General features: G+C 65.9%; 20 protein-coding genes. 8 read left to right on the forward strand and 12 right to left on the reverse strand.

What is annotated here, in order from left to right:
• Positions 1-17 precede the first annotated feature (17 nt).
• From ASE48_RS02145 to ASE48_RS02155, 3 genes are all read left to right on the forward strand, one after another.
• Positions 18-896, forward strand: coding sequence for a mycofactocin-coupled SDR family oxidoreductase (locus ASE48_RS02145; RefSeq protein WP_057165337.1), 879 nt, complete (start codon positions 18-20; stop codon positions 894-896).
• Positions 897-1,020: 124 nt separating this feature from the next.
• Positions 1,021-1,809 (forward strand): spirocyclase AveC family protein, encoded by a 789-nt coding sequence (locus tag ASE48_RS02150; RefSeq protein ID WP_057165338.1) that lies wholly within the window; start codon positions 1,021-1,023, stop codon positions 1,807-1,809.
• Positions 1,810-1,818: 9 nt separating this feature from the next.
• Positions 1,819-3,018 carry a cytochrome P450 gene (locus ASE48_RS02155; RefSeq protein ID WP_057165339.1) on the forward strand — a complete coding sequence of 400 codons (1,200 nt, stop codon included), beginning with the start codon at positions 1,819-1,821 and terminating at the stop codon, positions 3,016-3,018.
• Between the two features lie 94 nt (positions 3,019-3,112).
• On the opposite strand, the gene ASE48_RS02160 is transcribed toward ASE48_RS02155, so the two are convergent.
• Together ASE48_RS02160 and ASE48_RS02165 are read right to left on the reverse strand one after the other, a co-directional pair.
• The gene (locus ASE48_RS02160) at positions 3,113-3,568 is read right to left on the reverse strand and encodes an SRPBCC family protein (RefSeq protein ID WP_057165340.1); all 456 of its coding nucleotides are present in this window, start codon (positions 3,566-3,568) and stop codon (positions 3,113-3,115) included.
• A gap of 26 nt (positions 3,569-3,594) precedes the next feature.
• Positions 3,595-4,944 carry a cryptochrome/photolyase family protein gene (locus ASE48_RS02165; RefSeq protein WP_057165341.1) on the reverse strand — a complete coding sequence of 450 codons (1,350 nt, stop codon included), beginning with the start codon at positions 4,942-4,944 and terminating at the stop codon, positions 3,595-3,597.
• Between the two features lie 154 nt (positions 4,945-5,098).
• Here ASE48_RS02165 and ASE48_RS02170 point away from each other — a divergent pair, with 154 nt between their 5' ends.
• Positions 5,099-6,649 carry a DUF222 domain-containing protein gene (locus ASE48_RS02170; protein ID WP_057165342.1) on the forward strand — a complete coding sequence of 517 codons (1,551 nt, stop codon included), beginning with the start codon at positions 5,099-5,101 and terminating at the stop codon, positions 6,647-6,649.
• A gap of 3 nt (positions 6,650-6,652) precedes the next feature.
• On the opposite strand, the gene ASE48_RS02175 is transcribed toward ASE48_RS02170, so the two are convergent.
• Positions 6,653-7,039 carry a hypothetical protein gene (locus ASE48_RS02175; protein ID WP_057165586.1) on the reverse strand — a complete coding sequence of 129 codons (387 nt, stop codon included), beginning with the start codon at positions 7,037-7,039 and terminating at the stop codon, positions 6,653-6,655.
• 46 nt (positions 7,040-7,085) lie between these two features.
• Positions 7,086-8,120 (reverse strand): nitronate monooxygenase, encoded by a 1,035-nt coding sequence (locus ASE48_RS02180; protein ID WP_057165343.1) that lies wholly within the window; start codon positions 8,118-8,120, stop codon positions 7,086-7,088.
• Positions 8,121-8,317: 197 nt separating this feature from the next.
• On the opposite strand from ASE48_RS02180, the gene ASE48_RS02185 reads away from it, so the two are divergent.
• On the forward strand, positions 8,318-9,190 hold the full coding sequence (locus ASE48_RS02185; protein ID WP_057165344.1) for an alpha/beta fold hydrolase: 873 nt from the start codon (positions 8,318-8,320) through the stop codon (positions 9,188-9,190).
• A gap of 15 nt (positions 9,191-9,205) precedes the next feature.
• Here ASE48_RS02185 and ASE48_RS02190 read toward each other — a convergent pair whose 3' ends face one another.
• The 3 genes from ASE48_RS02190 to ASE48_RS02200 form a co-directional block, all read right to left on the reverse strand.
• Entirely contained in the window at positions 9,206-10,015 is an 810-nt protein-coding gene (locus tag ASE48_RS02190; protein ID WP_235570613.1) for an MBL fold metallo-hydrolase, read from the reverse strand.
• Positions 10,012-10,869, reverse strand: a complete 858-nt coding sequence (locus ASE48_RS02195) for an enoyl-CoA hydratase/isomerase family protein (protein ID WP_057165345.1) — start codon at positions 10,867-10,869, stop codon at positions 10,012-10,014. Before ASE48_RS02195 ends, ASE48_RS02190 begins: the two co-directional genes overlap by 4 nt.
• A 117-nt stretch (positions 10,870-10,986) precedes the next feature.
• Positions 10,987-11,586 carry a TetR/AcrR family transcriptional regulator gene (locus ASE48_RS02200; RefSeq protein ID WP_057165346.1) on the reverse strand — a complete coding sequence of 200 codons (600 nt, stop codon included), beginning with the start codon at positions 11,584-11,586 and terminating at the stop codon, positions 10,987-10,989.
• An 83-nt stretch (positions 11,587-11,669) separates the two neighbouring features.
• Here ASE48_RS02200 and ASE48_RS02205 point away from each other — a divergent pair, with 83 nt between their 5' ends.
• Entirely contained in the window at positions 11,670-13,262 is a 1,593-nt protein-coding gene (locus ASE48_RS02205; RefSeq protein ID WP_057165347.1) for an FAD-binding protein, read from the forward strand.
• Between the two features lie 3 nt (positions 13,263-13,265).
• Here the strand turns inward: ASE48_RS02205 and ASE48_RS02210 are convergent, their stop codons facing one another.
• The 3 genes from ASE48_RS02210 to allB form a co-directional block, all read right to left on the reverse strand.
• Positions 13,266-13,970: a cutinase family protein gene (locus tag ASE48_RS02210; protein ID WP_235570698.1), complete on the reverse strand. Its 705-nt coding sequence runs from the start codon at positions 13,968-13,970 to the stop codon at positions 13,266-13,268.
• Between the two features lie 169 nt (positions 13,971-14,139).
• A complete protein-coding gene (locus tag ASE48_RS02215) occupies positions 14,140-15,762 on the reverse strand; it encodes an alkaline phosphatase D family protein (RefSeq protein WP_235570625.1) in 1,623 nt (540 codons plus the stop codon).
• 48 nt (positions 15,763-15,810) lie between these two features.
• Positions 15,811-17,169 carry an allantoinase AllB gene (allB, locus tag ASE48_RS02220; protein WP_057165589.1) on the reverse strand — a complete coding sequence of 453 codons (1,359 nt, stop codon included), beginning with the start codon at positions 17,167-17,169 and terminating at the stop codon, positions 15,811-15,813.
• A gap of 223 nt (positions 17,170-17,392) precedes the next feature.
• Between allB and ASE48_RS02225 the strand changes: the two genes are divergently transcribed.
• Both ASE48_RS02225 and ASE48_RS02230 read left to right on the forward strand, forming a co-directional pair.
• Positions 17,393-18,898 (forward strand): NCS1 family nucleobase:cation symporter-1, encoded by a 1,506-nt coding sequence (locus ASE48_RS02225; RefSeq protein ID WP_057165349.1) that lies wholly within the window; start codon positions 17,393-17,395, stop codon positions 18,896-18,898.
• 12 nt (positions 18,899-18,910) lie between these two features.
• On the forward strand, positions 18,911-19,633 hold the full coding sequence (locus ASE48_RS02230; RefSeq protein WP_057165350.1) for an aspartate/glutamate racemase family protein: 723 nt from the start codon (positions 18,911-18,913) through the stop codon (positions 19,631-19,633).
• 9 nt (positions 19,634-19,642) lie between these two features.
• On the opposite strand, the gene ASE48_RS02235 is transcribed toward ASE48_RS02230, so the two are convergent.
• Positions 19,643-20,458 (reverse strand): bifunctional allantoicase/(S)-ureidoglycine aminohydrolase, encoded by an 816-nt coding sequence (locus ASE48_RS02235; RefSeq protein WP_057165351.1) that lies wholly within the window; start codon positions 20,456-20,458, stop codon positions 19,643-19,645.
• Positions 20,455-21,732 carry a DUF6986 family protein gene (locus ASE48_RS02240; protein ID WP_057165352.1) on the reverse strand — a complete coding sequence of 426 codons (1,278 nt, stop codon included), beginning with the start codon at positions 21,730-21,732 and terminating at the stop codon, positions 20,455-20,457. The genes ASE48_RS02235 and ASE48_RS02240 overlap by 4 nt, the downstream gene beginning before the upstream one ends.
• Positions 21,733-21,808 lie beyond the last annotated feature (76 nt).

Below are 21,808 nucleotides of genomic sequence, written 5' to 3' on the forward strand. Positions count from 1 at the left end.
CGAGAGGATCAGAAAAGATGCCCGGAAAACTCGAAGGCAAGGTCGCCTTCATCACCGGCGCCGCTCGGGGGCAGGGCCGCGCCCATGCGATCGCGATGGCACGAGAAGGCGCCGACATCATCGCCGTCGACATCTGCCGCGACATCCCTTCCAACCCTTACCCGTTAGCCACTCCCGAGGATCTCGCCGAGACCGAACGTTGCGTCAAGGGGTTGGGCCGACGGATACTGGCCCGCATCGCCGATGTGCGTGAGCGCCACGAACTGCGCGATGCGGTCGAGGCGGGCGTGGCCGACTTCGGAAAGATCGACATCGTCGTTGCCAACGCCGGCATCCTCCCGATGGCCATGGGCAACCCCGACCCGATGGGCTTCGTGGATGCCTCCGATGTCGACCTGCTCGGCGTGATGAACACTGTGGCAGTGGCCATTCCACACCTGCCCGACGGGGCGTCGATCATCGTGACCGGATCCACCGCGGGCATGATTCGCGGCACCACCACCAGCCCGGACATGGGGCCCGGCGGCGCCGGGTACGGCTGGAGCAAGCGCATCGTCATGGAATATGTCGATGAGATGTGTCTGCACCTGGCGCCGAGAATGATCCGGGTCAACGCCGTGCACCCGACGAACTGCAACACCCATCTGCTGCAGAACGAGGGCATGTACGGGGTGTTCCGCCCCGACCTGAAGGCGGAGGGCAAGATCGCCACCCGGGAGGACGCCGAGCCGCTGTTCAATTTGTTCCAGGCGATGCCCATCCCGTACATCGAACCCGAGGACATGGCCAACCTGGGCGTGTTCCTGGCAAGCGACGAGAGCCGCTACATCACCGGCCAACACATCCGGGTGGATGCCGGATCACTCCTCAAGTGGCCCAACGGACCTGGCGGCTAGGGGGAGGTGTCGTGGGACAACTCATCATGCTCGGAACGTTGTTCGGACTGATCATGGTGATCTTCGGACTCGTCTGGTATTTCGATCCCGAAGCACGAGGCAACGGCCCTCGGGAGAGTGATCGATGAACACCCAGCTGACGCCCGCCCTCGTTGTCGGCCTCTCCTTTGCCTACATCGGGGGAGCGCTGTTCCTGGCGTACGGGGTGTACTTGAGCTACCGGCGTGGCCGCCTGCATCCTCTGCTGCTGGTGTCCATCTCGGCCATTTCGTTCTCCTGGATCGAAGCGCCGTATGACTGGGCGATGTACGCGCAGTTCCCGCCTGCACTCCCGCGCATGCCGTCATGGTGGCCGATGAATTTCACCTGGGGCGGCGGACTGCCATCGGCGGTGCCGATTGGCTACATCGCCTACTTCGTGTTGCCCGCGGTGATCGGCGCCGCACTCGGCCGGTGGGTGATCCGACGGTTCGGGTGGCGGAGGCCGCAGACCCTGCTCGTCGTGGGGTTGCTCGTCGGCTTCTGCTGGGCGTTGTTCTTCAATGCCTTCTTTGGGCCGCGGTTCGGAGTCTTCTACTACGGCTTGGTGATTCCGGGGCTCGCGATCTTCGAGGGCACCAGGTACCAGTACCCGATCTACGACGCCATCGCCATGGCGGTGCAGATGATGGTGTTCACCTATCTGCTCGGGCGTACCGACGGGCAGGGCCGCAATGTCGTTGAGGTGTGGTCGGACAACCGGTCGAAGAGTCGTACCGGATCCGCCCTGTTGTCCGTCGCGGCCATGATCGTGGCCGGGCATCTCGCCTACGGCGCCGTATTCGCCCCGCACCTGGCAACGAAGCTCGGTGGCCACGTCACCTCAGGTCCGACAGAACAGTTGTTTCCCGGTGTACCCAACCAGCCAAGATAGGTCTCCGCTGTGACCATTGATCCCAGTGTCGAGCTGTATTACGACCCGTTCGACAACGACATCGACGACGATCCCTATCCGATCTGGAAGCGGATGCGCGACGAGGCGCCGCTGTACTACAACGAGAAGTACAACTTCTACGCACTGAGCCGCTACGAAGATGTCGCTCCGGCACTGCCGAACTGGCAGACGTATCGATCGGGCCACGGCACCACCGCCGACATTCTGTTCAGCGGTATCGAAGTGCCGCCCGGCATTCTGCTCTTCGAGGACCCGCCGCTGCACGACCTGCATCGCAAGCTGCTGTCGCGGGTGTTCACGCCCCGACGGATGCTGGCGGTCGAGGATCTGGTGCGCGAATTCTGTTCGCGCGCCCTGGATCCGATCGTCGGATCAGATCGCTTCGACTTCGTCGTCGACCTGGGTGCCATCATGCCGATGCGCACCATCGGCTACCTGTTGGGCATTCCCGAGGATGCCCAACAACTCATCCGCGACCGCAACGACACCCGGATCACCGTCGACTCGAGCCCGGACGGCGATATCAGCCCGTCGATCTTCCAGGACGCGATCGCCGAGTTCGTGGAATACATCGAATGGCGGGCCACGCACCCTTCCGACGATTTGATGACCGAACTGCTCAACGCCGAGATCGAGGAGACCGGCGGCAACCGTCGCAAGCTCGAACGCGGTGAAGTACTGGCGTACACCGCGATGATCGCCGGAGCGGGTAACGAAACCACCGCGCGTCTGATCGGCGCGATGGGGCAGCTGCTCGCCGAGCATCCCGAGCAGCGGAGGCAGCTCGTCGCCGACCCGTCGCTGATCCCCGGCGCCGTCGAGGAGACGCTGCGTTTCGAGCCGCCGTCACCGGTTCAGGCCCGCTACGTGGCCCGCGATGTCGAACACTACGGCCAGACCATCAGTGCGGGGTCCTACCTGCTGTTGCTCAACGCGTCCGCCGATCGGGATCCTGCGCGACACCCCGACCCTGACCGGTTCGACATCCACCGCAAGGCACCGCATCTGGGCTTCGGTCAGGGCATTCACTTCTGCCTGGGCTCGGCGCTCGCGCGCCTGGAAGCGCGGGTGGCGTTCGAGGAGGTGCTCAAGCGCTGGACCGACTGGGATGTCGACTACGACAACGCGCGCCGCGCACACACCTCCAGTGTGCGCGGCTGGGCACAGTTACCGGTCCGCACCCGCTGAGTTCAGCTGCGGCCGGCTTCGGCGCGGAAGCCATGCGCCTCCTCGTGGGTGATCTGCCGGCGACGGTCGCCATGATCGAAGCCTGACTGCGCGGTCAGCCTTGTTCGACGTAATCCTTGATGCGGTTCAGCGTCGTGGTCATGTCCCGGACGTTGCGGCGGCGGCGCAGGAAGTACAGCGGCTCAAAGGGTCGCACCAATGCCGGGAGCGGCAGGAAGAAGGATTCGGTCACCTTCGTCGACGTCGCGCCGTTGGGCTCGAATCGGTAATGCCAGTTGTTGACCGCGCGATCGCCGATGAGGACCTCGAAGCCGAACTCCTTGCCCGGTTGGCAGGCCGTCACGCGGCAGGTCGTCCAGTAGATCGGTCCGATCTCGTTGCGCTTGACGTGCCCGCGGAACTTCGCGCCGAGCGCCGGTCCGGTTGCTCCGTCGAGCCACTCCGCCTCGAAGACCTCGGGGGAGAACTTGCCGGTGTTGCGGATATCGGACACCACGTTCCACACATCGATGGCAGGGACATCAATGACAAGTGTGGCGGAATCACGCATAGCGCGACCGTATCAGTGCCACCAGATCATTTGCCCGTGATCGCCTGATAGCGGCGCAGAGCCTCGGCCCGTTCCTGGCTGTGATCCACGATCGGCTCCGGGTAGCCCTGCGGGCGCTGGCCCTTCTTCAGGTGCGGGTCGTCGGCGTCGACCAGTTCGGGAACCCAGCGCCGGATGTAATCGCCTGCGGGATCGAACTTTTGCCCCTGCGTGGTCGGATTGAACACCCGGAAGTAGGGCGCGGCATCGGTGCCGCTGCCCGCACACCATTGCCACCCGTGCTGATTGCTCGCCATGTCCCCGTCGACCAGCTGTTCCAGGAACCAGCGGGCACCCCACTGCCAGGGCAGGTGGAGGTCTTTGACCAGGAATGAGGCGGTGATCATCCGGACCCTGTTGTGCATGAAACCGGAATCTCGCAGCTGGCGCATGCCGGCGTCGACGATCGGAAAGCCGGTCTCACCGGCCTTCCACGCCGCGAACAAATGCTCGGCATCGGACCCGTCGTCGATCTCGATCGCGTCGAAGTCGGCGTTCCAATTCCACCAGACGCTGCGGGGCCAGTGATTGAGTACGTCGGCGTAGAAGTCGCGAAATGCCAACTCGCGCAGGTACGCAGCATCGCCCTTGCGGCGCGCATTGAGGTCGGCGGCCATGGTGCGCGGGTGGATCGTGCCGAACTTCAGCGGGCCGGACATCCGACTGGTGCGGGCAAGGTCGGGGCGGTTGCGGTCCTCCTCATAGTTCTGCAGGTCGTCGTCGACGAAGTTCTTCCACTGCTCCAGGGCGGCGGCTTCGCCGGCGGTGACGTCCATATCCGCGCCCGGGTCCGGAATCTGCACAGGTCGCAGCGTCTTGTGCGACAGATCCGCAGGATCGAGCCAGCGCGCCGATCTCGCGGTCGACGTGGCGGGATCCCGCCAGCCGTGTTCATTCCACCGGCGGAAGAACGGGGTGAAGACCTTATAGGGGCTGTCGTCGTCCTTGAGGATCCGGCCGGGAGACACCAGGTAAGGCGAACCGGTGGCCACCAACGGGATGTCGTCGAGCGCGTTCTGCACCTGTTCGTCGCGACGTCGGCCGTACGGTGTGAAGTCACCGGAGATGTGCACTGCATCCGCGCCGATATCCTTGGCGATCAACGGAATCTGTTTCTCGGCAGATCCGCGGACCACGAGCAGCCGGCCGTCCAGTTCGCCCTGCAGGTGGCGCAGGCTGTCGCCGAGGTACTGCAGACGCCGGGGACCCGAGGACGCCTCCAGTCGGGGGTCGAGGACGAAACAGCCGAGCACATCGCCGTCACCGTCTGCGGCGGCCAGCAATGAGGGCAGATCGGTCAACCGGAGATCACGACGGAACCACAACACGGACGGCATCCGGTTATTCTGCCCCGATTGCGCCACGGCCAAACTCCGCGCGCCTCTTACTCCTCGAAATCGCTGTGCGCCAATGGTTTCAGCAGATCTGTGGATGGTTTCAACGCAGTGGATAACCGATCCGGATGTCACCTTTCGGCGGTAGAATTCGAACATGCTTGCGAATGTGGTAGCGGATCGAGAGGCCGTAACGGCGGCTTTCGATGCCTACGACGCCGCCTGCGAGCGACTGGCCGAACTGAATTTCACCCGCATGGATCCGGCCGAATTGTTCGCGCTGCAAAGCCGCCGCGAACACCGCACCCGCACTACGGCCGCCGTGGACCACCGGATCCTGGCCGCACTGCAGGCCCAGGCGACCCCGAAAGACGTCGGAGCGCGCACCTGGGTCCAGATTCTCGCCACCCGCCTGCGGATCTCAGAAGCCGAGGCGCAGCGCCGGGTTCGAGATGCTCGCGACCTCGGGCCGCGCTACAGCATGGACGGCCAGACCCTGGACCCGGAATTGGCGGTGTGTGCGGCGGCGCTGGCCGACGGCAGCATCAACAGCGGCCATGTCGACGAGATCCGGGGCGCGGTCGCAGCCGCGGCCAAGTACGCCACCCCGACGAAATGTGCACAGCTTGAACGAGACCTGGTCGACGCGGCGACCGGGATCAGCCCGCGGACTCTGCGTGAAGTCGCCACCTACGCACTGTGTGTCCTCAACCAGGACGGTGACAGCCCGGATGTGGCCGCCCACACACGCGGCATCACCCTGGGACGCCAGGACGCAGACGGATTGATCCGGGTCACCGGATGGGTGGACCCGGAACTGGGCGCCTACCTCAAAACCGTGAACCAGGTCTGGGGCGCACCAGGGGTCAACAATCCCGTCGACACGGAACCGATCAACAACCCGACACCCAACCCACTCCAGGACAACGATGAGTTGCCGGCACCGGAGCCGGTAGCGCCGCCGGCCGGGCCCGATGACCCGACTGTCGCGCCCGGGCCCGTGACAGTCCCCGCACAGGACGCCGACCAATCCGCCGTGTCCGACGAGGCGCTGGACGAGCGCCGTGCGCTGCTCGACGTCGAGCCGGACTGTGCGGCGTCCCGGGATGACCGCTCCGCCGCCCAGCGCAACCACGATGCACTCAAAGCGGTCGTGCGTAACGCGCTGATGTCCAAGGAACTCGGTCAGCACAACGGATTACCGGTCACCGTGGTCGTCTCCACCACCCTGGCCGAGTTGCAGTCCGGTGCCGGACTTGCGACCACCTCGGCCGGGACGAGGATGCCGATTCGGGACTTGATCCGGCTCGCCGAGCACGCCTACCACTACCTGCTGGTCTACCGGCACCACACCGCCGAGCCGCTGTACCTCGGCCGCACCAAACGGCTGGCGAATAAGGCGCAACGGCTGGTGATGATCTCTCGGGACAGGGGCTGCACAATGCCCGGCTGCCCGGCGGCGGGCGCGGATTGTCAGGGAATGCACGCCGAGCTGGACTGGGAAGCCGGCGGCCGGACCGATATCACCGGCCTCGGGCTCGGCTGTGGATGGGACAACCGGCTGGCCTACGAAACCGGATGGACCAACAGCATCGACGCAAACGGCCGCATCCACTGGCACCCACCGCCGCTGCTGGACACCGGCCAGCCAACACTCAACTACTTCCATCACCCGGAAGATCTCCTCAGACCACCTGAGGATGACTGACGTTCAGTCGGGATCACCCGAATAGTCGCGCAACACCCGCGCTTGGCGGCGCAGTACTTCGGCAGCCTCGCCGTGGCCGGTGGATTCGTAGCGTTCCGCCTCGTCGAGGTACTCGGCGACGACCGCGCTCACCACCGATTGCATATCGGCGACCGTGAGGACGCGCCGCGCAACCTCGCTGGAGCCCAGTCCGGCCGTCGCGCCGGCCACCGGCCCGTCTGGCGCGCAAGCGGGCAGCGCACTCGTGTCGACCGCCTCGGCGTTGTCGATCGCGGCGATGGCGGTCCGCAACGCCGCGACGGTCTCGGTGTCGCGGGCCTTGAGTGCGACGACGAGGTCACGTCTCATCGCGACCCGGAGATCGTCGGCACTGCCGTATTGCGTCGTCATCACCCCGTCCACTGTGTACGACCGACCGAAGCGCGTGCAAGCAATTTCAGCCGGCCAGCGCCGCGAGGATCGTTGCGGTCGACTCATCGCGGACATGCCGGTAACCGGTGCCCGCCCACAGGTGCACCAGATCGGCTTCTCCGGCAGCAGCGGCTGCCTTACGCAGCGGGCTGGTCAGGTGGTGGATGGCCGGATAGCCCAGCGGAGCGATCGGCTCGAAACGGTCGATGAAGCTGTTGCGCAGGCCGCGCGCGGGACGTCCGGTGAACGCGCGGGTGAGGGTGGTCTCGGTGCGCGACGGATCGATCAGCGCGGCCTTGTGGGTTGCCGACGCGCCGCTTTCGTCGGCGCGCAGCAGCACCGTGCCCACGGCGGCGGCCACCGCGCCGGCATCCAGGACGCCGGCTACTGCTTCCGGTGTGGCCAGACCGCCCGCGGCAATCAGGGGGAGACCCACGCCGGTGCTGATCTGCCCGATCAGATCTCCGATCGGCACCGGTGCCGGCATCCGGTCCGGGGTGAACGTTCCGGAATGGCCTCCGGCGACGCTGGCCTGGACCGCGAGCATATCGGCGCCCGCTTCGGCCGCCAGTTCGGCTTCGGGCAGCGTGGTCACCGTCTGGATGACCACCGTGCCGGCCTTCTGTAGGGCCCTGATGACATCGTTGCCCGGCAGCCCGAAGGTGAAGCTGACCGCCGGGACGGGGTTCGACAACAGCACCTCGATCTTGGCGCCGAAAGCGTCATCGTCATCGACGGGATGCGCGGGCAAGGTGAGCCCGAATCGGTCCGCCTCCGCGTGCAGCGCATCCGCGTAGTGGCGGTACGCCTCGTCGGTGATGGGGACGGCGTTGGGTACGAAGACGTTGACCCCGAATGGGATCGAGGCGTCACGCACCGCGGCGATCTCGGATTCCAGGTTCTGCGCGCTCTTGTACCCGGCCGCCAGGAACCCGAGCGCGCCGGCGCGGAACGCCGCGATCACCATGGCGGGCGTGGTGGCACCGCCGGCCATCGGGGCGGCGATCAGCGGGATTGTCAGACCGAGGCCGGCCAGTGCGGAGTTCTTCGGTGTCGTCATGGCTGCTCCTCGATATCGGCCTTGGTAGGCCATTCTGACGGATGTGGCCTTTGGTGAAACGATTCTGCCGTCTGAGCCATCCGCCGCGGCAGGACTGGTTTCCTCCCTGTCAGGAGACACAGACTCCCACTGCGGCAGGAGCGGGTACTGTCCGCAGCAGACGGACCGATCCGTCCACCTAGTGGCCGGAGACGCCGATGCCGAACGAAGCTCTGCCAGACGGTTTCACCCGCGACAAGGTGTCGGTGGGCGACGTCGGAATCGACTACGCGATCGGTGGGTCCGGTCCGACATTGGTTCTGCTGCACGGCTATCCGCAGACCTGGTACGAGTGGCGTCACATCATGCCGGCGCTGTCCGAGCATTACACGGTAATCGCGCCCAGCCTGCGCGGAGCGGGCCGCAGTGATGCGCCGCCCACCGGCTACGAGAAGACGACCCTGGCCGACGATATTCACCGCCTGCTCGTCGAGCTCGGCCATGACGCGGACATCCGCTTGGTCGGCCACGACATCGGCACCATGGTCGCCTACGCCTACGCCGCCGCCCATCCCCACGACGTGCACAAACTGGTTCTCAGTGAGGCGCCGATCCCCGACGAGAGCATCTACAGCTTTCAATCTCTGACCCCTCAGGGCCCGGGCGCGTGGCACTTCGGGTTCTTCAGTTTGATGAACGGGTTTGCCGAAGAGATGATCGCGGGGCGGGAAGCGCTCTGGATCAGCAAGTTCACCGACGCCCTCGAAGTGGTCAAGGGCTCTGTCACCGCCGAGGACATCGCCGTCTACGCCGGCTACCTGAGCGAGCCCGCGCACCTCCGGGCGAACCTCGCCTGGTTTCGCACCCTTCCACTCGATATGGCGGCCACCGCGCAAACGAAGAAGACCAAGCTCGGCATGCCGGTCCTGGCGGTCGGCGCCGAAGGCAGCCTGGGGGAGTTCGTCGGGACGCAGGTCCGGGAATACGCCGATCACGTCACCGCCATCGTTGTCGGCGACTGCGGGCACTGGCTCTACGAGGAACGGCCCGAGGAAATGACGCAGCAGCTGCTGGCCTTTCTCGATTCCTGAACCCTCGGCCCGTCATCAGGGAGCCGGCAACGCCCACCTGCCGGCGCTGTAGGGAACGAGGCGGTCGGCGATACCGGCCTCGCTGAATGCGGTGCGGACGTCATCGAAAGTCTCGCTGTAGATCGACCAACCCTCGATGTGCGCGATCACCACCCGGGGGACCGCCAGCACGGTGGCGATATCGGCGGCGCGAGGGCCCGTCGAGGTCAGGGGACGGCCCTGATTCTTCGTCGCCAGCCGCGATGCGCCGGCGAAGAGCACGGCAATATCGATTGCCGGAAAGCGCTGCGCGATCTGACTGGCCGGCAGCATCGAGGCGTTGTCACCGCTGACATACACCGTCGGAAGTGCCTCGGACTGCAGGATGAAACCGGTGACCTCGGCGTTGACGTGCCCGGAGTCATCGCGGGTGCCGTCCAGCGGCCCGTGTACGGCGGGCACGGCGGTGACGGTGATGGTGCCCTGACCGTCTGCACGATCAAGTTCGGTTGTCTGCCAGGTCGATAGACCGATGGCGGGTGACCCCAGCCGACGAGCGGCGCCCGGGCCGGTGATGATCAGCGGCACCGCGGTGGTCGCCCATTCGCGGCCGGCGATATCGAGATTGTCGCTGTGATCGTCGTGGCTCAGCAGCACGGCATTGACGTTCCCGAGATCGGAAACCGGCACGGCCGGTGGTGTCAGCTTGGCCATCGCACCGTAGTCACGGGGTTCGTCGAAGGTGGGGTCGGTCACCAAACGCGTTCCGCCGTAATCGATCACCACCGTGGGACCACCGATGACACCGATCGCCAGATCGTGGCGCGCCGCCCCGATCGCGGTCATCGCGCCGGGGCCGGGTCGGCGCCGAGCAGACCTACGTGATGGCCGAGGCGGGTCTCAACGTCTCCGGGCTGGTGGAATCCGCGTTCGAAGAGGGTCTGGATGCGGGCTTGCGCGGCGGGGCGTTGCAGTGCGCCGAGGAAGGCATCCCATTCGGGGGCGATCTCCTCATCGGACGGCAGGCTGTTGATGTTCACCAGGCGTTTGGTCTCGGCGAGCGCCTGCTTGTCGAACGACGCGATCCGGGTGGCCAGCGCGTCGACGAAGGCGTCCAGTTCGACGTCGGGGAGCGCGCGGTTGACGTAGCCGTACCGTTCGGCCAGTTCACCGTCGATGTCGTCGGCTCCCAGCAGCACTTCGAGCGCGCGTCCGCGTCCGATCAAGCGCGGCAGCCGAGCCATCGGCCCGCCTCCGGGCACCAGGCCGGCGCCCACCTCCCACTGCGACAGGATGGCCTTCTCGCGGCTGGCGAAGCGCATGTCGCTGGCCAGGGCCAGTTCGCTGCCGACCCCGGTGGCGCGGCCGCGGATCGCGGCGATCGATACCACCGATGCGCGGCTCAACCGCACGAGCATGTCGGGCAGCGCCTGCAGGCCGGTTTTGCCGGCGGGGTAGCTCGTCGAGTCCTCCAGCGGCGCGACGAAGTTGTAGTGGGTCAGAAAAAACCCGTCGACGTCGCTGTCGAAGACGACGACCTTCACCTGGTCGTCGGTCTCCAGGGCCGTGACGACTGCATCGAGTTGCGGCAGCGTCTCCGGGCCGAAGATGTTCAGCGGCGGGTTGGTGAACGTCACCCGCCAATACGCCGGTGAATGCTTGGTCAGCACGACCTGCTGGGTGTGTACCGAGGCGGTCATGACGGTTCCTCTCGACGGCGAGTGGTGCTGGCTCAATACTGGGCCTCGCCGCCACACCCGTCGATGCCGCTGGCGTCCATCCACACTGGGGGATAACCGGAAGAGCGCGGCCCGACATCACTGCGTCGGCGCGAGACCGTTCATGATGAGGTCGATGACCTGTTGTGCGACTTCGTGTTCGGTCTTCTCGGATGCGATGACATTGTGTAACAGCGCCGTCATCATCATGGCGCCGAAGATGCTGATCGCATCGCTCTGCGGGTCGCCGACCACCTTGAGAGACCCGTCCTCGGCGCCGGCCCGCAGTACCCGGGCCAGCGGTTCGTAGAAGGCCTGCTGGACCGCCGATGTGAGCTCGGGCAGCCTGATGGCACGCCCGAGGTCGCCGACGAGCGCCCGGCTGGTGCCCGGCCGTTTCATGGTGTGCGCGATCTGGGCGGTGATCACCGCGGCGAGCCGGTCGCTGCCGCGGCCGGGGGAGTCGGCGGCCTGTGCCACCTCCTCGGCGAGCTCTCCGAGTGAATCCCGCAGCAGGAAGGCGAGGATGTCGTCCTTGCCGGTGAAGTAGTAGTACAGGGTGGCCTTCGGAACACCGGAGGCCGCCGCGATCTCCTCGATCTTGGTGTTCTCCAGGCCTTTGGTGGCGATCAGCTCGGCTGCCGCATAGAGCTTCCCGGCCACGGCCGTGGGTACCGTGCGCCCCGTCTGTTCAGCCACGCCCGCAGTCTACGTCGCTGACATGAACTCATATGTTGTACTTTGAGTACAAACTACTGGTCCGAGAACTGGACGGGGGCGCTATGGAGTGGGATGAGTCGGCGGACATCGTCGTGGTCGGGTACGGGGCCGCGGGGGTCTGCGCTGCACTGGAAGCGCGGGACAGGGGAGCGGACGTCCTGGCCATCGATCGCTTCAACGGCGGCGGTGCCACTCAGGTATCCGGCGGCATCATCTACGCCGGCGGTGGGACCTGGGTGCAGCGCGATGCCGGCATCCGGGACACCGCCGACGGAATGTACGCCTACCTGCAGGCGGAGATCGGTGACGCGGTACAGCCCGAAACACTGCGCCGGTTCGTGGATTCCAGCCCGGCAATGATCGACTGGCTCAGTGGGCACGGTGTGCCCTTCGAGGCGTCGGTGTGCCCGTATAAGACGTCCTACCCGAACAACAAGTACTACCTGTACTTTTCCGGGAGCGAGAATTCCGGCCGGTTCCGGGCGATCACGCCACCGGTGCAACGCGGCCACCGGGCCAAAGGGCCGGGCGCCTCGGGCAAGCAGATCTATCAGCCGCTGGCCGCGTCGGCGAAACGCCGTGGGGTTCGCACCAAGTTCCTGACTCGAGCGGTGTCACTGCTGACCGATCCGACGGGCCGGGTGGTCGGCGTGCGCACCAGCACGCTCGACGAGGCCCCGTCCTGGGTGCAACGCCGCTACCGGGGGTACGCCGCGCTGGCCGTCAAGCCGGGGATCTACTACCCACCGCTGCGGGCAGCCATGGACACACTCCTGCGGCGCTTGGAATCTCGGTACGCACGCACGGTCGACGTGCAGGCACGCCGCGCAGTCATTCTCAGCGCGGGCGGCTATATCGCCAATCGGGAGTGGATCGCCGAGCACGCGCCGGCCTACCGTGACGGACTGCAACTCGGCACCAGCGCCGACGACGGCAGCGGCATCCGGCTCGGCGCGGAACTCGGCGCGGCCGTGGACCGGTTGGACAATGTGTCGGCATGGCGCTTCATCACTCCACCCAGTGCCTTCCTGGGCTCACTCGTGGTGAATGCGCAGGGGCAACGATTCATCGATGAGACGCGCTATGGCGCAGCGGTCGGGCACGCCATGGTGCAAGATCACGACGGCCGTGCCTGGATCCTGGCCGATGATCGGTTGCTCAAGCAGGCGCGCACTCAACTGCCTGAGCAGGCCATCTGGTTTCAGCGGCTCCAGATGGAGGCCATGCTGCGTACCGACCGAGTCCAGGCCGACACGTTGGACGAGGTCGCGCTCAAAGCCGGTGTCGACCCGGTGGGTCTGCGTGCCACCGTCGCCGCCCATAACGACGCGGCCGCCGCCGGCGCACCCGATCCGATGGGCAAACCGGCCGACTTCGTGGAACCCGTTGGGCAGGGCCCGTTCTCATTGATCTCGATCTCGGTCAAGCCGAGCCTGATCAATCCGTGTCCGATGTTCACCCTTGGTGGACTCACCGTCGATGAGCCGACAGGTGCGGTGCAGACCCCGTCGGGATCCACGATCCCGGGCCTGTTCGCCGCCGGCCGCACCGCGGTGGGGATCTGCGCCAACTCCTATGTCAGCGGTCTGTCGTTGGCCGATTGCGTGTTCTCCGGACGACGCGCCGCGGAACACGCGACGCGCCAACCTGATTGACGGCTAGACCGGCGCTGGTGACCGCACCAGCCTGCTGATGGTGAAGGCCGCCGCCTGGTCGACCATTCCGTTGACGCCGTACTGCTGATGAGGTGCGCTCGATCCGGACGGCGGCGCGCCCGAGCAGACGGTGTCACCGGGAGCGCAGAACTCCAGGGCCTTGGCGGCGTAGGCGGGTCCGACGTCGATCACCGGGGCGCCGTACTTCTCCGCCGACCAACCCGCCGGCGTCCCGAACAGGACGACCGCGGCGACATTGTCGACGGCATCGGCGGGCAGCGGCAGGGGAGCAGTCCCCGACGCGACACCCGCGGGTACCACACCGGAGGTGGCAAGAGCGGTCACGACCGCCCCCTGCGAGTACCCGCCGAGCACCATCTGGGTGCCCGGGCACACCGAGGTCACGCCCTGCACATGGATGGACTCGTCGCGCACACCTTCGACGACGTTCATCTGGAATGCCGGGCCGCCGGTGAAGTTGTCACTCGCCGGATAATTGACGCCGTGTACACCCACCGTTCGCGGAAATGCTTGTGCGCGTAGCGCTTCGACAAATCGTTGTCCGACACCGCCGACGCCGGGCGGCTCCGAGGTGCCCCTGGCGAACACGACTCCGATATCGGGGCACGACTGCGAGCCGGCAGTCGGCACCATGACGGGCAACGCCGCCGCCGCCAGGACAGTCGCCGCGACCAGGCGACTGACGATTCGCACACCAGTGACCAATTGAACCCTCCCCAAACAGCCCTGCGCAGACTGTGCCAGACCCCCGTGGCAGGCGGCGGTATTTTCGCCCGCCTGCCCTGAACGTGTTCCTCAAGCGAGGCACCGCTCATGTCATCGCAGCCGTGCGTGGTTGCGTTACGACACGGTCGGCTCAGTCGGTCAGCGAGATTTCAGTCACGGTCGCCAACTCACTGTTTTCCCGGGGCTGTTCGAAAACCACTCGCGCGGTGCGCCCCGCCGTCTCCAGGGTGGCGATGGTATTGCCGAACAGCGGGCCGCTCAGGTTGCGCCACGACATCGGCAGATCGGGCGCCCCGTGACGACGCGCCCACCGTCGGGCAACCCGGGCCGCTCGCGGCGACCAGCCCAGCTTGAACACCGGCTTGACGAAGAACGGGACGTAGTTGTGGACGGGGGAGCAGACCAGCTGGTGTACCCGGGCAGCGGAGTCACCCGGGAAGTGTGCCCGCGCCGCGTAGCTGTGGTGGACATCGCCGGAGAGCACGCTGACCGTCGCCGGCCCAGCCTCAGAACTGCTGGCTGCTTCGATGATGAGTTCGCTCAACCGCAGGAATGACTTCAAGAACGCCGGCCAGTGCTCGAAATCCGCTGTCTGTCTGATCTTCTCGGCCACCGCACCGTGCAAGCCCGACCGTTCGGCCGCGAACTCGTTGACGGTCTGCATGTCACCGATCGCCGGCGGCAACAGCCACGGCAGCGAGGACGCGAGAATCAGATGGTCAAGGCCCTCCAGACCCTCGTTGACATGCTTCTCCAGCCAGCTGAACTCCGCGTCGCCCAACATCTTCCGGTTCCCGCCGTCAAGGATCCGGGAATTTCGCGAGTCGACCATGATCAGCCTGCTGCGCCCCAGATCCCAGCGAAAACTGAACCGCAGGCCTTTCTCCCCGTCGACCTCCCGGTCTGCGCGGTCGGCAAGTTCGGCGAGCAGCGGCCAGCAGTCACCGGCGTTGGCCAGCACCTGCTGATAGTCCGCATCCTGCTCCAGCTGCTGCGGGCTCAAATTGCCGATGTGCTGATAGACCCAGTAGGACGCCAGGCCGGCACGGATCCGGTCCCGCCACCACGGCTTCTTGTTGACGGCTGCCCGCCACGCCGCAGACGTGTTCCAATCGTCACGGATGTCGTGGTCGTCGAAGATCATCGCGGTGGGCAGCGTCGACATCACCCAGCGGATCTCGGGATCGCCCCAGGTGTGCCGGTACAGGCCCACGTACTCGCCGAAACTGACCACCTCGTCCGGTGGACGCTTCTTGTTGGTGCGCCGGCCGGTGATCTGCTGGCGCGCTTCCGGAGTCAACTCATCGGCGTAGACCTGATCGCCGAGCAGGATCAGCACGTCGGGCCAATCCTCGTGCGGCTGCGAGGTCAGTCGTTCCGCATAGCAGTCCAGGGCGTCCTCACCGAGCTTCTTGTCGATCTTGGCATCGCCGGTCTTCGGATACCGGCACGAACCGAAGATCAGCCGCAACCGGTCAGATGCCGCCGGGCCCCGGGTGCGGATGACGCTCGGCGGGAATTCGGAGTCGGGCTCTGGCCAGACCTGCGTGCCGTTGATGCGCACCTGGTACTCGGTGGTCGAATCCGGGGTCAGTCCCTGCACCGGAACCAGCGCGTAATGCTGGTCCTGCACCTGGAAGGTGCGCGCCGAGCACCCCAGGACTTCGACCTCGGTGGGTTCGTCGGTCTCCACCCAGACCATCGCGGTGGTTTCGCCGACGTGGCGCAGCACGGGACCGAGCAGAAGTTTCACCGAGACAGCCTATGCGCTCGGGCGCCCAGCGAGATGAGCCTGGGTGCGCTACACGCCGCCGCGGCGCAGCATCCGGCCCTGAGCGGTCTGGAAGTCAATCTTCCTGCCACGCAACCAGGTACTCGTCACCACACCGGCAAGTGCGCGCCCGTCGTACGGGCTGACCGGGTTCTTGTGGTGCAGCTTGTGCACGTCGACGACCTGCGCGGACTCGGGCTCGAAGATCGCGAAATCGGCGTCGTAGCCAAGGGCGATCTTGCCCTTGGTGTTCAGTCCGGCGAGTTCGGCGGGTTTGGCCGCCATCCACTCGAGCACCTGCGTGAGTTCGATGCCGCGACGCTTGGCCTCGGTCCAGATCAGCGACAGGCCGAGCTGCAGCGACGCGACGCCACCCCACGCCACGCCGAAGTCGCCGTTCTCGACGTCCTTCAGGTCCACCGTCGACGGTGAGTGGTCAGAGACGATGCAGTCGATCGTGCCGTCGAGCAGGCCCTGCCACAGCAGTTCGCGGTTCGACGCCTCCCGGATCGGTGGACAGCACTTGAATGCGGTCGCGCCGTTCGGGATCTCCTCGGCCAGCAGGGTCAGGTAGTGCGGGCAGGTCTCGACGGTGATCTTGACGCCGTCGCGCTTGGCAGTGGCGAGCATGGGCAGGGCGTCCGACGACGAGAGGTGCAGGATGTGCGCGCGGACGCCGGTCCACCGCGCGCGTTCGATGACTTCCGCGATCGCCACGTTCTCGGCGCCGCGCGGCCGCGACGCGAGGAAGCGCTCGTACTTGTTGCCCTCGGCCGAGGGAGCTCGGTCGATGGCGCGGGAGTCCTCGGCGTGCACGATCATCATGGAGTCGAACCCGGCCAGTACGGCCATGTCCTTCTCCATCTCGTCGGCGTCGAGATGGGGGAACTCGTCGACGCCGGAGTGCAGCAGGAAGCACTTGAAGCCGAAGACGCCATCGTCATGCAGGCCGCGCAGGTCGCCGGTGTTGCCGGGGATGGCGCCGCCCCAGAAGCCGACGTCGATGTGCGTCTTGCCAGATGCCGCCGCGCGCTTGGCGTTCAGTGCGTCGACGTTGACCGTCGGCGGAATCGAGTTGAGCGGCATGTCGATCAGCGTGGTCACACCGCCCGCGGCCGCCGCACGGGTGGCGGAGTCGAACCCCTCCCACTCGGTGCGTCCCGGCTCGTTGACGTGCACGTGTGTATCGACCAACCCGGGGATCATCACCTGGTCGTCGCTGAGTCCGACGACCTCCGTGCCGGTGAGGCCGCTGCCCAGCGGCTCGATCGCGACAACGCGACCGTCGCGGATGCCGATTTCGCGAGCGACGATCCCCGCCGTTGTCAGCGTGCGTTCGCCGCGGACCACCAGGTCGAAATCAGAATGGTCGGGGGTATCGGCGGTCATCGGCAGCTCTCCGTTGCTTGAGCGAAATTCCTCATCGTGGAACTTGAACTCCATTTCTGGGGCGACTCTAGGTGTGAGCGCTGACACAGTCAATCGTCCGAAAAGCTTGACACGGGGCGTGCCGATGCGACTAACTTGTCGAATCCGTGGAATCTTACTTCCACACAGTGGATTATTTGCGGCGGCGCCAAGCGCCGGCGCACCGACCGTGACAGGCGTATCCATGAGCACAGAGTCCACCGGGCTCATCGGCGACTCCAGTCGTCGTGATGTAACCCCGTTCGCCGACGTGAGTCCTCATCTGTACAACCCCGACCTCGCGCCCACCAAGCGCGAAGGCCGACGGTGGAGCGCGTACAACATCTTCACGTTGTGGGCGAACGATGTACACAGCCTGGGCAACTACTCGTTCGCCATCGGACTGTTCGCCCTGGGCCTCGGTGGGTGGCAGATCCTGTTGGCGCTCGGACTCGGCGGCGTCTTCCTCTTCTTACTGCTCAACCTGTCCGGGTTCATGGGGGAGAAGACCGGCGTCCCGTTCCCGGTGATGAGCCGCATTTCGTTCGGCACCCTCGGAGCGCAGATCCCCGCCCTCATCCGCGGCGCGGTCGCGATCGCCTGGTTCGGCATCCAGACCTATCTCGCGTCCGTAGTGCTGCGCATCATGATCATCGCGCTCGTGCCGTCCGCCCAGACCCTCGACACCAACAGCTTCCTGGGATTGTCGACGCTCGGCTGGATCTCGTTCGTCGTCCTCTGGGTGATCCAGGTGATCATCGTCAGTTACGGCATGGAGATGATCCGCAGGTACGAGGCATTCGCGGGTCCGGTCATCCTGTTCACGATGATCGCGCTCGCGGTCTGGATGCTCAGCAACGCCGATTGGACCATCGCGTGGACGACCCCCGACTCGCTGACCGGCGTCGACATGTGGTTGCAGATCGTCGGCGGCGCCAGCCTTTGGGTCGCGATCTATGGCACGTTCGTCCTCAACTTCTGCGACTTCACCCGTAACGCGACGTCGAAGCGGGCCATCGTGAAGGGCAACTTCTGGGGTATCCCGCTCAACATGCTGGTGTTCGGCGCCATCGTCATCACGCTGGCCGGCGCTCAGTTCCGCATCGACGGACGCATCATCGAAGCGCCCGCCGACATCGTCCAAGAAGTGCCGAACACCCTGCTGCTGGTGCTCGCCGCACTTGCGCTGCTGATTTTGACCGTCGCGGTGAACCTGATGGCGAACTTCGTCGCCCCCATCTATGCGCTCAACAACCTGTTCCCGAAGCAATTGAACTTTCGTCGTGCAGCATTCATCTCGGCCGTCATTGGTCTGGTGATCCTGCCGTGGAACCTGTACAACTCGCCTGCTGTCATCAACTACTTCCTCGGTGGGCTCGGTGCCATCCTCGGGCCGCTGTTCGGCATCATCATGGCCGACTACTGGCTGGTGCGTCGTTCCAAGATCAACGTTCCAGCCCTGTTCACCACCGATGCGGACGGCGAATACCAGTACACGAGGGGCGTCAACGTGCGGGCCGTGGTTGCTCTCGTCATCACCGCGGTGGCGGCACTGCTGATGGCGTTCGTTCCGGCATTCAAGATCGTCTCGGAGTTCTCGTGGTTCATCGGTGCGGGGCTCGGGGCGATCGTGTACCTGGTGGTCGCCGACCGCCGGGGGCCCTTCAACGACGTCTCCGGCGAGTCCATTGCCGTGGCGAGCACTCACTAGTAGGGACCACCCATGAGGATTCTCGTCGCCAACGTCAACACCACGGCCTCGATGACCGATGCGATCGCCGAGTCGGCGCGCGGTGTCGCGTCGCCGGGTACTGAGATCGTCGGCATCACGCCACGATTCGGTGCGGACTCGTGCGAAGGGAACTTCGAGAGCTATCTCGCGGCCATCGCCGTCATGGACGCGATCACCTCGTACTCCGAACCGTTCGACGCCGTGATCCAGGCCGGCTACGGCGAGCACGGCCGGGAAGGTCTGCAGGAGTTGCTCGACGTCCCGGTGGTCGACATCACCGAGGCGGCGGCGTCGACGGCGATGTATCTCGGACACAAGTATTCGGTGGTCACCACCCTCGACCGCACCGTCCCCCTGATCGAAGACCGTCTCAAGCTCGCGGGACTCGATGCACGATGCGCGTCGGTGCGGGCGTCGGGCCTCGGTGTGCTCGAACTCGAGTCGGATCCGGACCGGGCGGTCGAGGCGATCGTCCGCCAGGCACGCGAGGCAGTCGAGAACGATCACGCCGAGGTGATCTGCCTCGGCTGCGGCGGCATGGCCGAACTCGAGGAGAAGGTGACGGCCGCGACCGGCGTCCCGATCGTCGACGGAGTCCGCGCCGCGGTCACCATCGCCGAAGGGCTGGTCCGGATGGGCCTGTCCACATCGAAGGTCCGTACCTACGCGAACCCCCGCAAGAAGACGGTCATCGGGTGGCCATTCCAGTTGTAGCCCAACGTCTTAGAGCATGATCTGCCGGTTGACGTCCTTGTACAGCAGGTAGCGGAAGTTTGACGGCCCGCCCGCGTAGCACGCCTGCGGACAGAAGGCGCGCAGCGAGAGGAAGTCGCCTTCCTGGACCTCCACCCAGTCACCGTTGAGGTGATAGACGGCTTTGCCTTCGAGCATCAGGAGGCCGTGTTCCATCACGTGGGTCTCGGCGAACGGAATGGTCGCGCCGGGCTCGAAGGTGACGATGTTGACGTGCATGTCGTACGCGAGATCCTGTGGGTCGAGCATGCGCGTCGTACGCCATTTGCCGTCGGTCCCGGGCATGGCCGACGGCGCGATGTCCTGCTCGTTACCGAACTTGACGGATGCCGTGTGGCCCGCGACGGCTTCATAGCGCTTGCGGATCCAGACGAACGTCGCGTCGGCGTCGCCCGTGTTGTGGGCCGACCAGTCGGTGCCCGCGGGAAGGTAGGCGAATCCGCCCTCGGTGAGTGTCTGCGACTGACCTGCCGCGTCGACGGTGAGCGCACCGGACGTAACGAACAGGAAGCTCTGCACCTCCGGTTGCGGCTCGGGTTGCTGCGCCCCACCACCCGGCTTGACCTCGACGATCGCCTGGTAGTACGTCGTCGCGCCGCCGGCGACCGGACGGTTGATAATCCATGCCCGCGTATCGGTCCACTCCGGAAGCACCGAGGTGACGATGTCGGAGAGGACGCCACGCGGGATCACCGTATAGGCCTCGGTGACGATGGCGCGGTCGGTCAGCAGATCGGTCTGCGGGGGCAGTCCGCCGCGGGGCGTGTAGTACGACGCAGTGGTCACTGATTGCTCCTGGTTGTGCGGCCGAGCGCGATATCACGCACGGTGGAGATCGGGAGATCGGTAGCTGCCTCGATCTCGTCGACGGTCAGGGCGCCGCACACGCTGCCACGGTGGATCACGTTGCCGAGTGCGCGAGCGGTGGCCGGTTCGTCCATGACGGTCGAGTCGAGTTGATGGACGTAGTTGCGCAGGCGCGTCGCGGCGGGCGCAAAGGCATCACGGTAGAACGCGTAGGTCGCCAGGTAGCGGGTGACGAGTTGGGCGGGATGCATGTCCCAGCCCTGGTAGATACCGCGTTCCAGGTGTCGCCGGACGAGGCGCGCGTGCAGCTTCCACGCCGTGGCCATGTTGTCGGGGTCACCGACCGGGAGGATGTTGGTCGAGCCATCGGACAGGTGCACGCCGGTGCCGGCGACGGCGAGTTGCATGACGTTCTTGGCGTGGTCGGCCGCGGGATGCTCCATCGACTGGTAGGCGGCGGCGATACCGAGGGACGCCGAGTAGTCGTAGGTCCCGTAGTGCAGCGAGCTGACGCGGCCCTGGCCGGCGTGGATGAACCGGGCAACGGGTGCGCGGCCGTCGGCGTCGAGGATCGCCTGCGGTGTTTCGACCTGCACCTCGAAGCGGATGCGGCCGGCCGGCAGTCCGTTCGCCCCTTCAAGGGCGCTCGCGACCGCGACCATCGCTTCGACCTGGTCGACGGAGGTCACCTTGGGGAGGGTGAGGGTGAGGCCATCGGGGAGGCCGCCGGAGTCGACGAGTCCGCTGACGAACATGTCGAGCGTGCGCAATCCGCGCGCCCGGGTGCCCGCTTCGAAGCACTTGAAGCGGGTGCCGACGAACGGCGTGGAGGTACCTGCGTCGAGCGCGATCCGCAGCGCGGCGATCGCCTGTGCGACATCGGCGTCCTCGGTCGCATCGTCGAAGGTGCCGTAGCCGTCCTCGAAGTCGATGCGGAGGTCTTCGATCGGCTCGGTGGTCAGCTTGTTCTCGACAAGGGCTGCGAGAGTCTCCGGAGCGCAGTCGGTTCCGCTGCTCGCACCGACGAGCGAGGCCACGGCGTCGAGGCCGCCGGCGTTCTCCGCGGCTGCGAGAGCGGCGGATCCCCAATTGGCGGGCATCGTTGCCGAGTACCGGTTGCCCGGGATGTAAACGGTGTGGACGGGCTGTCGACGGCCGTCATCGCCGGGGTATCGGGTGCCCAATTGAGCATCGGCGTTCGAGAGGCGGCGGTCGACGTCGGCCAGCACCGCACCGTCGAGGCGTCGAGTCACAGGTGCCCCTTTCCTGGCTGGAAGTCTCCGCGCCAAATAAATTCCACCATGTGGAGTTTAACGCGCGGCTCCGGGC

The sequence above is a fragment of the Mycobacterium sp. Root265 genome, assembly GCF_001428895.1.
Classification (GTDB): Bacteria; Actinomycetota; Actinomycetes; order Mycobacteriales; family Mycobacteriaceae; genus Mycobacterium.

What these genes read in the sequence shown, in the direction of transcription:
- ASE48_RS02160 (WP_057165340.1), bottom strand. Translation starts at nt 3,568, where the DNA reads ATGCGTGATTCCGCCACACTTGTCATTGATGTCCCTGCCATCGATGTG.
- ASE48_RS02145 (WP_057165337.1), top strand. Translation starts at nt 18, where the DNA reads ATGCCCGGAAAACTCGAAGGCAAGGTCGCCTTCATCACCGGCGCCGCT.
- ASE48_RS02180 (WP_057165343.1), bottom strand. Translation starts at nt 8,120, where the DNA reads ATGACGACACCGAAGAACTCCGCACTGGCCGGCCTCGGTCTGACAATC.
- ASE48_RS02150 (WP_057165338.1), top strand. Translation starts at nt 1,021, where the DNA reads ATGAACACCCAGCTGACGCCCGCCCTCGTTGTCGGCCTCTCCTTTGCC.
- ASE48_RS02225 (WP_057165349.1), top strand. Translation starts at nt 17,393, where the DNA reads ATGAGCACAGAGTCCACCGGGCTCATCGGCGACTCCAGTCGTCGTGAT.
- ASE48_RS02185 (WP_057165344.1), top strand. Translation starts at nt 8,318, where the DNA reads ATGCCGAACGAAGCTCTGCCAGACGGTTTCACCCGCGACAAGGTGTCG.
- ASE48_RS02175 (WP_057165586.1), bottom strand. Translation starts at nt 7,039, where the DNA reads ATGACGACGCAATACGGCAGTGCCGACGATCTCCGGGTCGCGATGAGA.
- allB (WP_057165589.1), bottom strand. Translation starts at nt 17,169, where the DNA reads ATGACCGCCGATACCCCCGACCATTCTGATTTCGACCTGGTGGTCCGC.
- ASE48_RS02165 (WP_057165341.1), bottom strand. Translation starts at nt 4,944, where the DNA reads ATGCCGTCCGTGTTGTGGTTCCGTCGTGATCTCCGGTTGACCGATCTG.
- ASE48_RS02205 (WP_057165347.1), top strand. Translation starts at nt 11,670, where the DNA reads ATGGAGTGGGATGAGTCGGCGGACATCGTCGTGGTCGGGTACGGGGCC.
- ASE48_RS02195 (WP_057165345.1), bottom strand. Translation starts at nt 10,869, where the DNA reads ATGACCGCCTCGGTACACACCCAGCAGGTCGTGCTGACCAAGCATTCA.
- ASE48_RS02170 (WP_057165342.1), top strand. Translation starts at nt 5,099, where the DNA reads ATGCTTGCGAATGTGGTAGCGGATCGAGAGGCCGTAACGGCGGCTTTC.
- ASE48_RS02190 (WP_235570613.1), bottom strand. Translation starts at nt 10,015, where the DNA reads ATGACCGCGATCGGGGCGGCGCGCCACGATCTGGCGATCGGTGTCATC.
- ASE48_RS02230 (WP_057165350.1), top strand. Translation starts at nt 18,911, where the DNA reads ATGAGGATTCTCGTCGCCAACGTCAACACCACGGCCTCGATGACCGAT.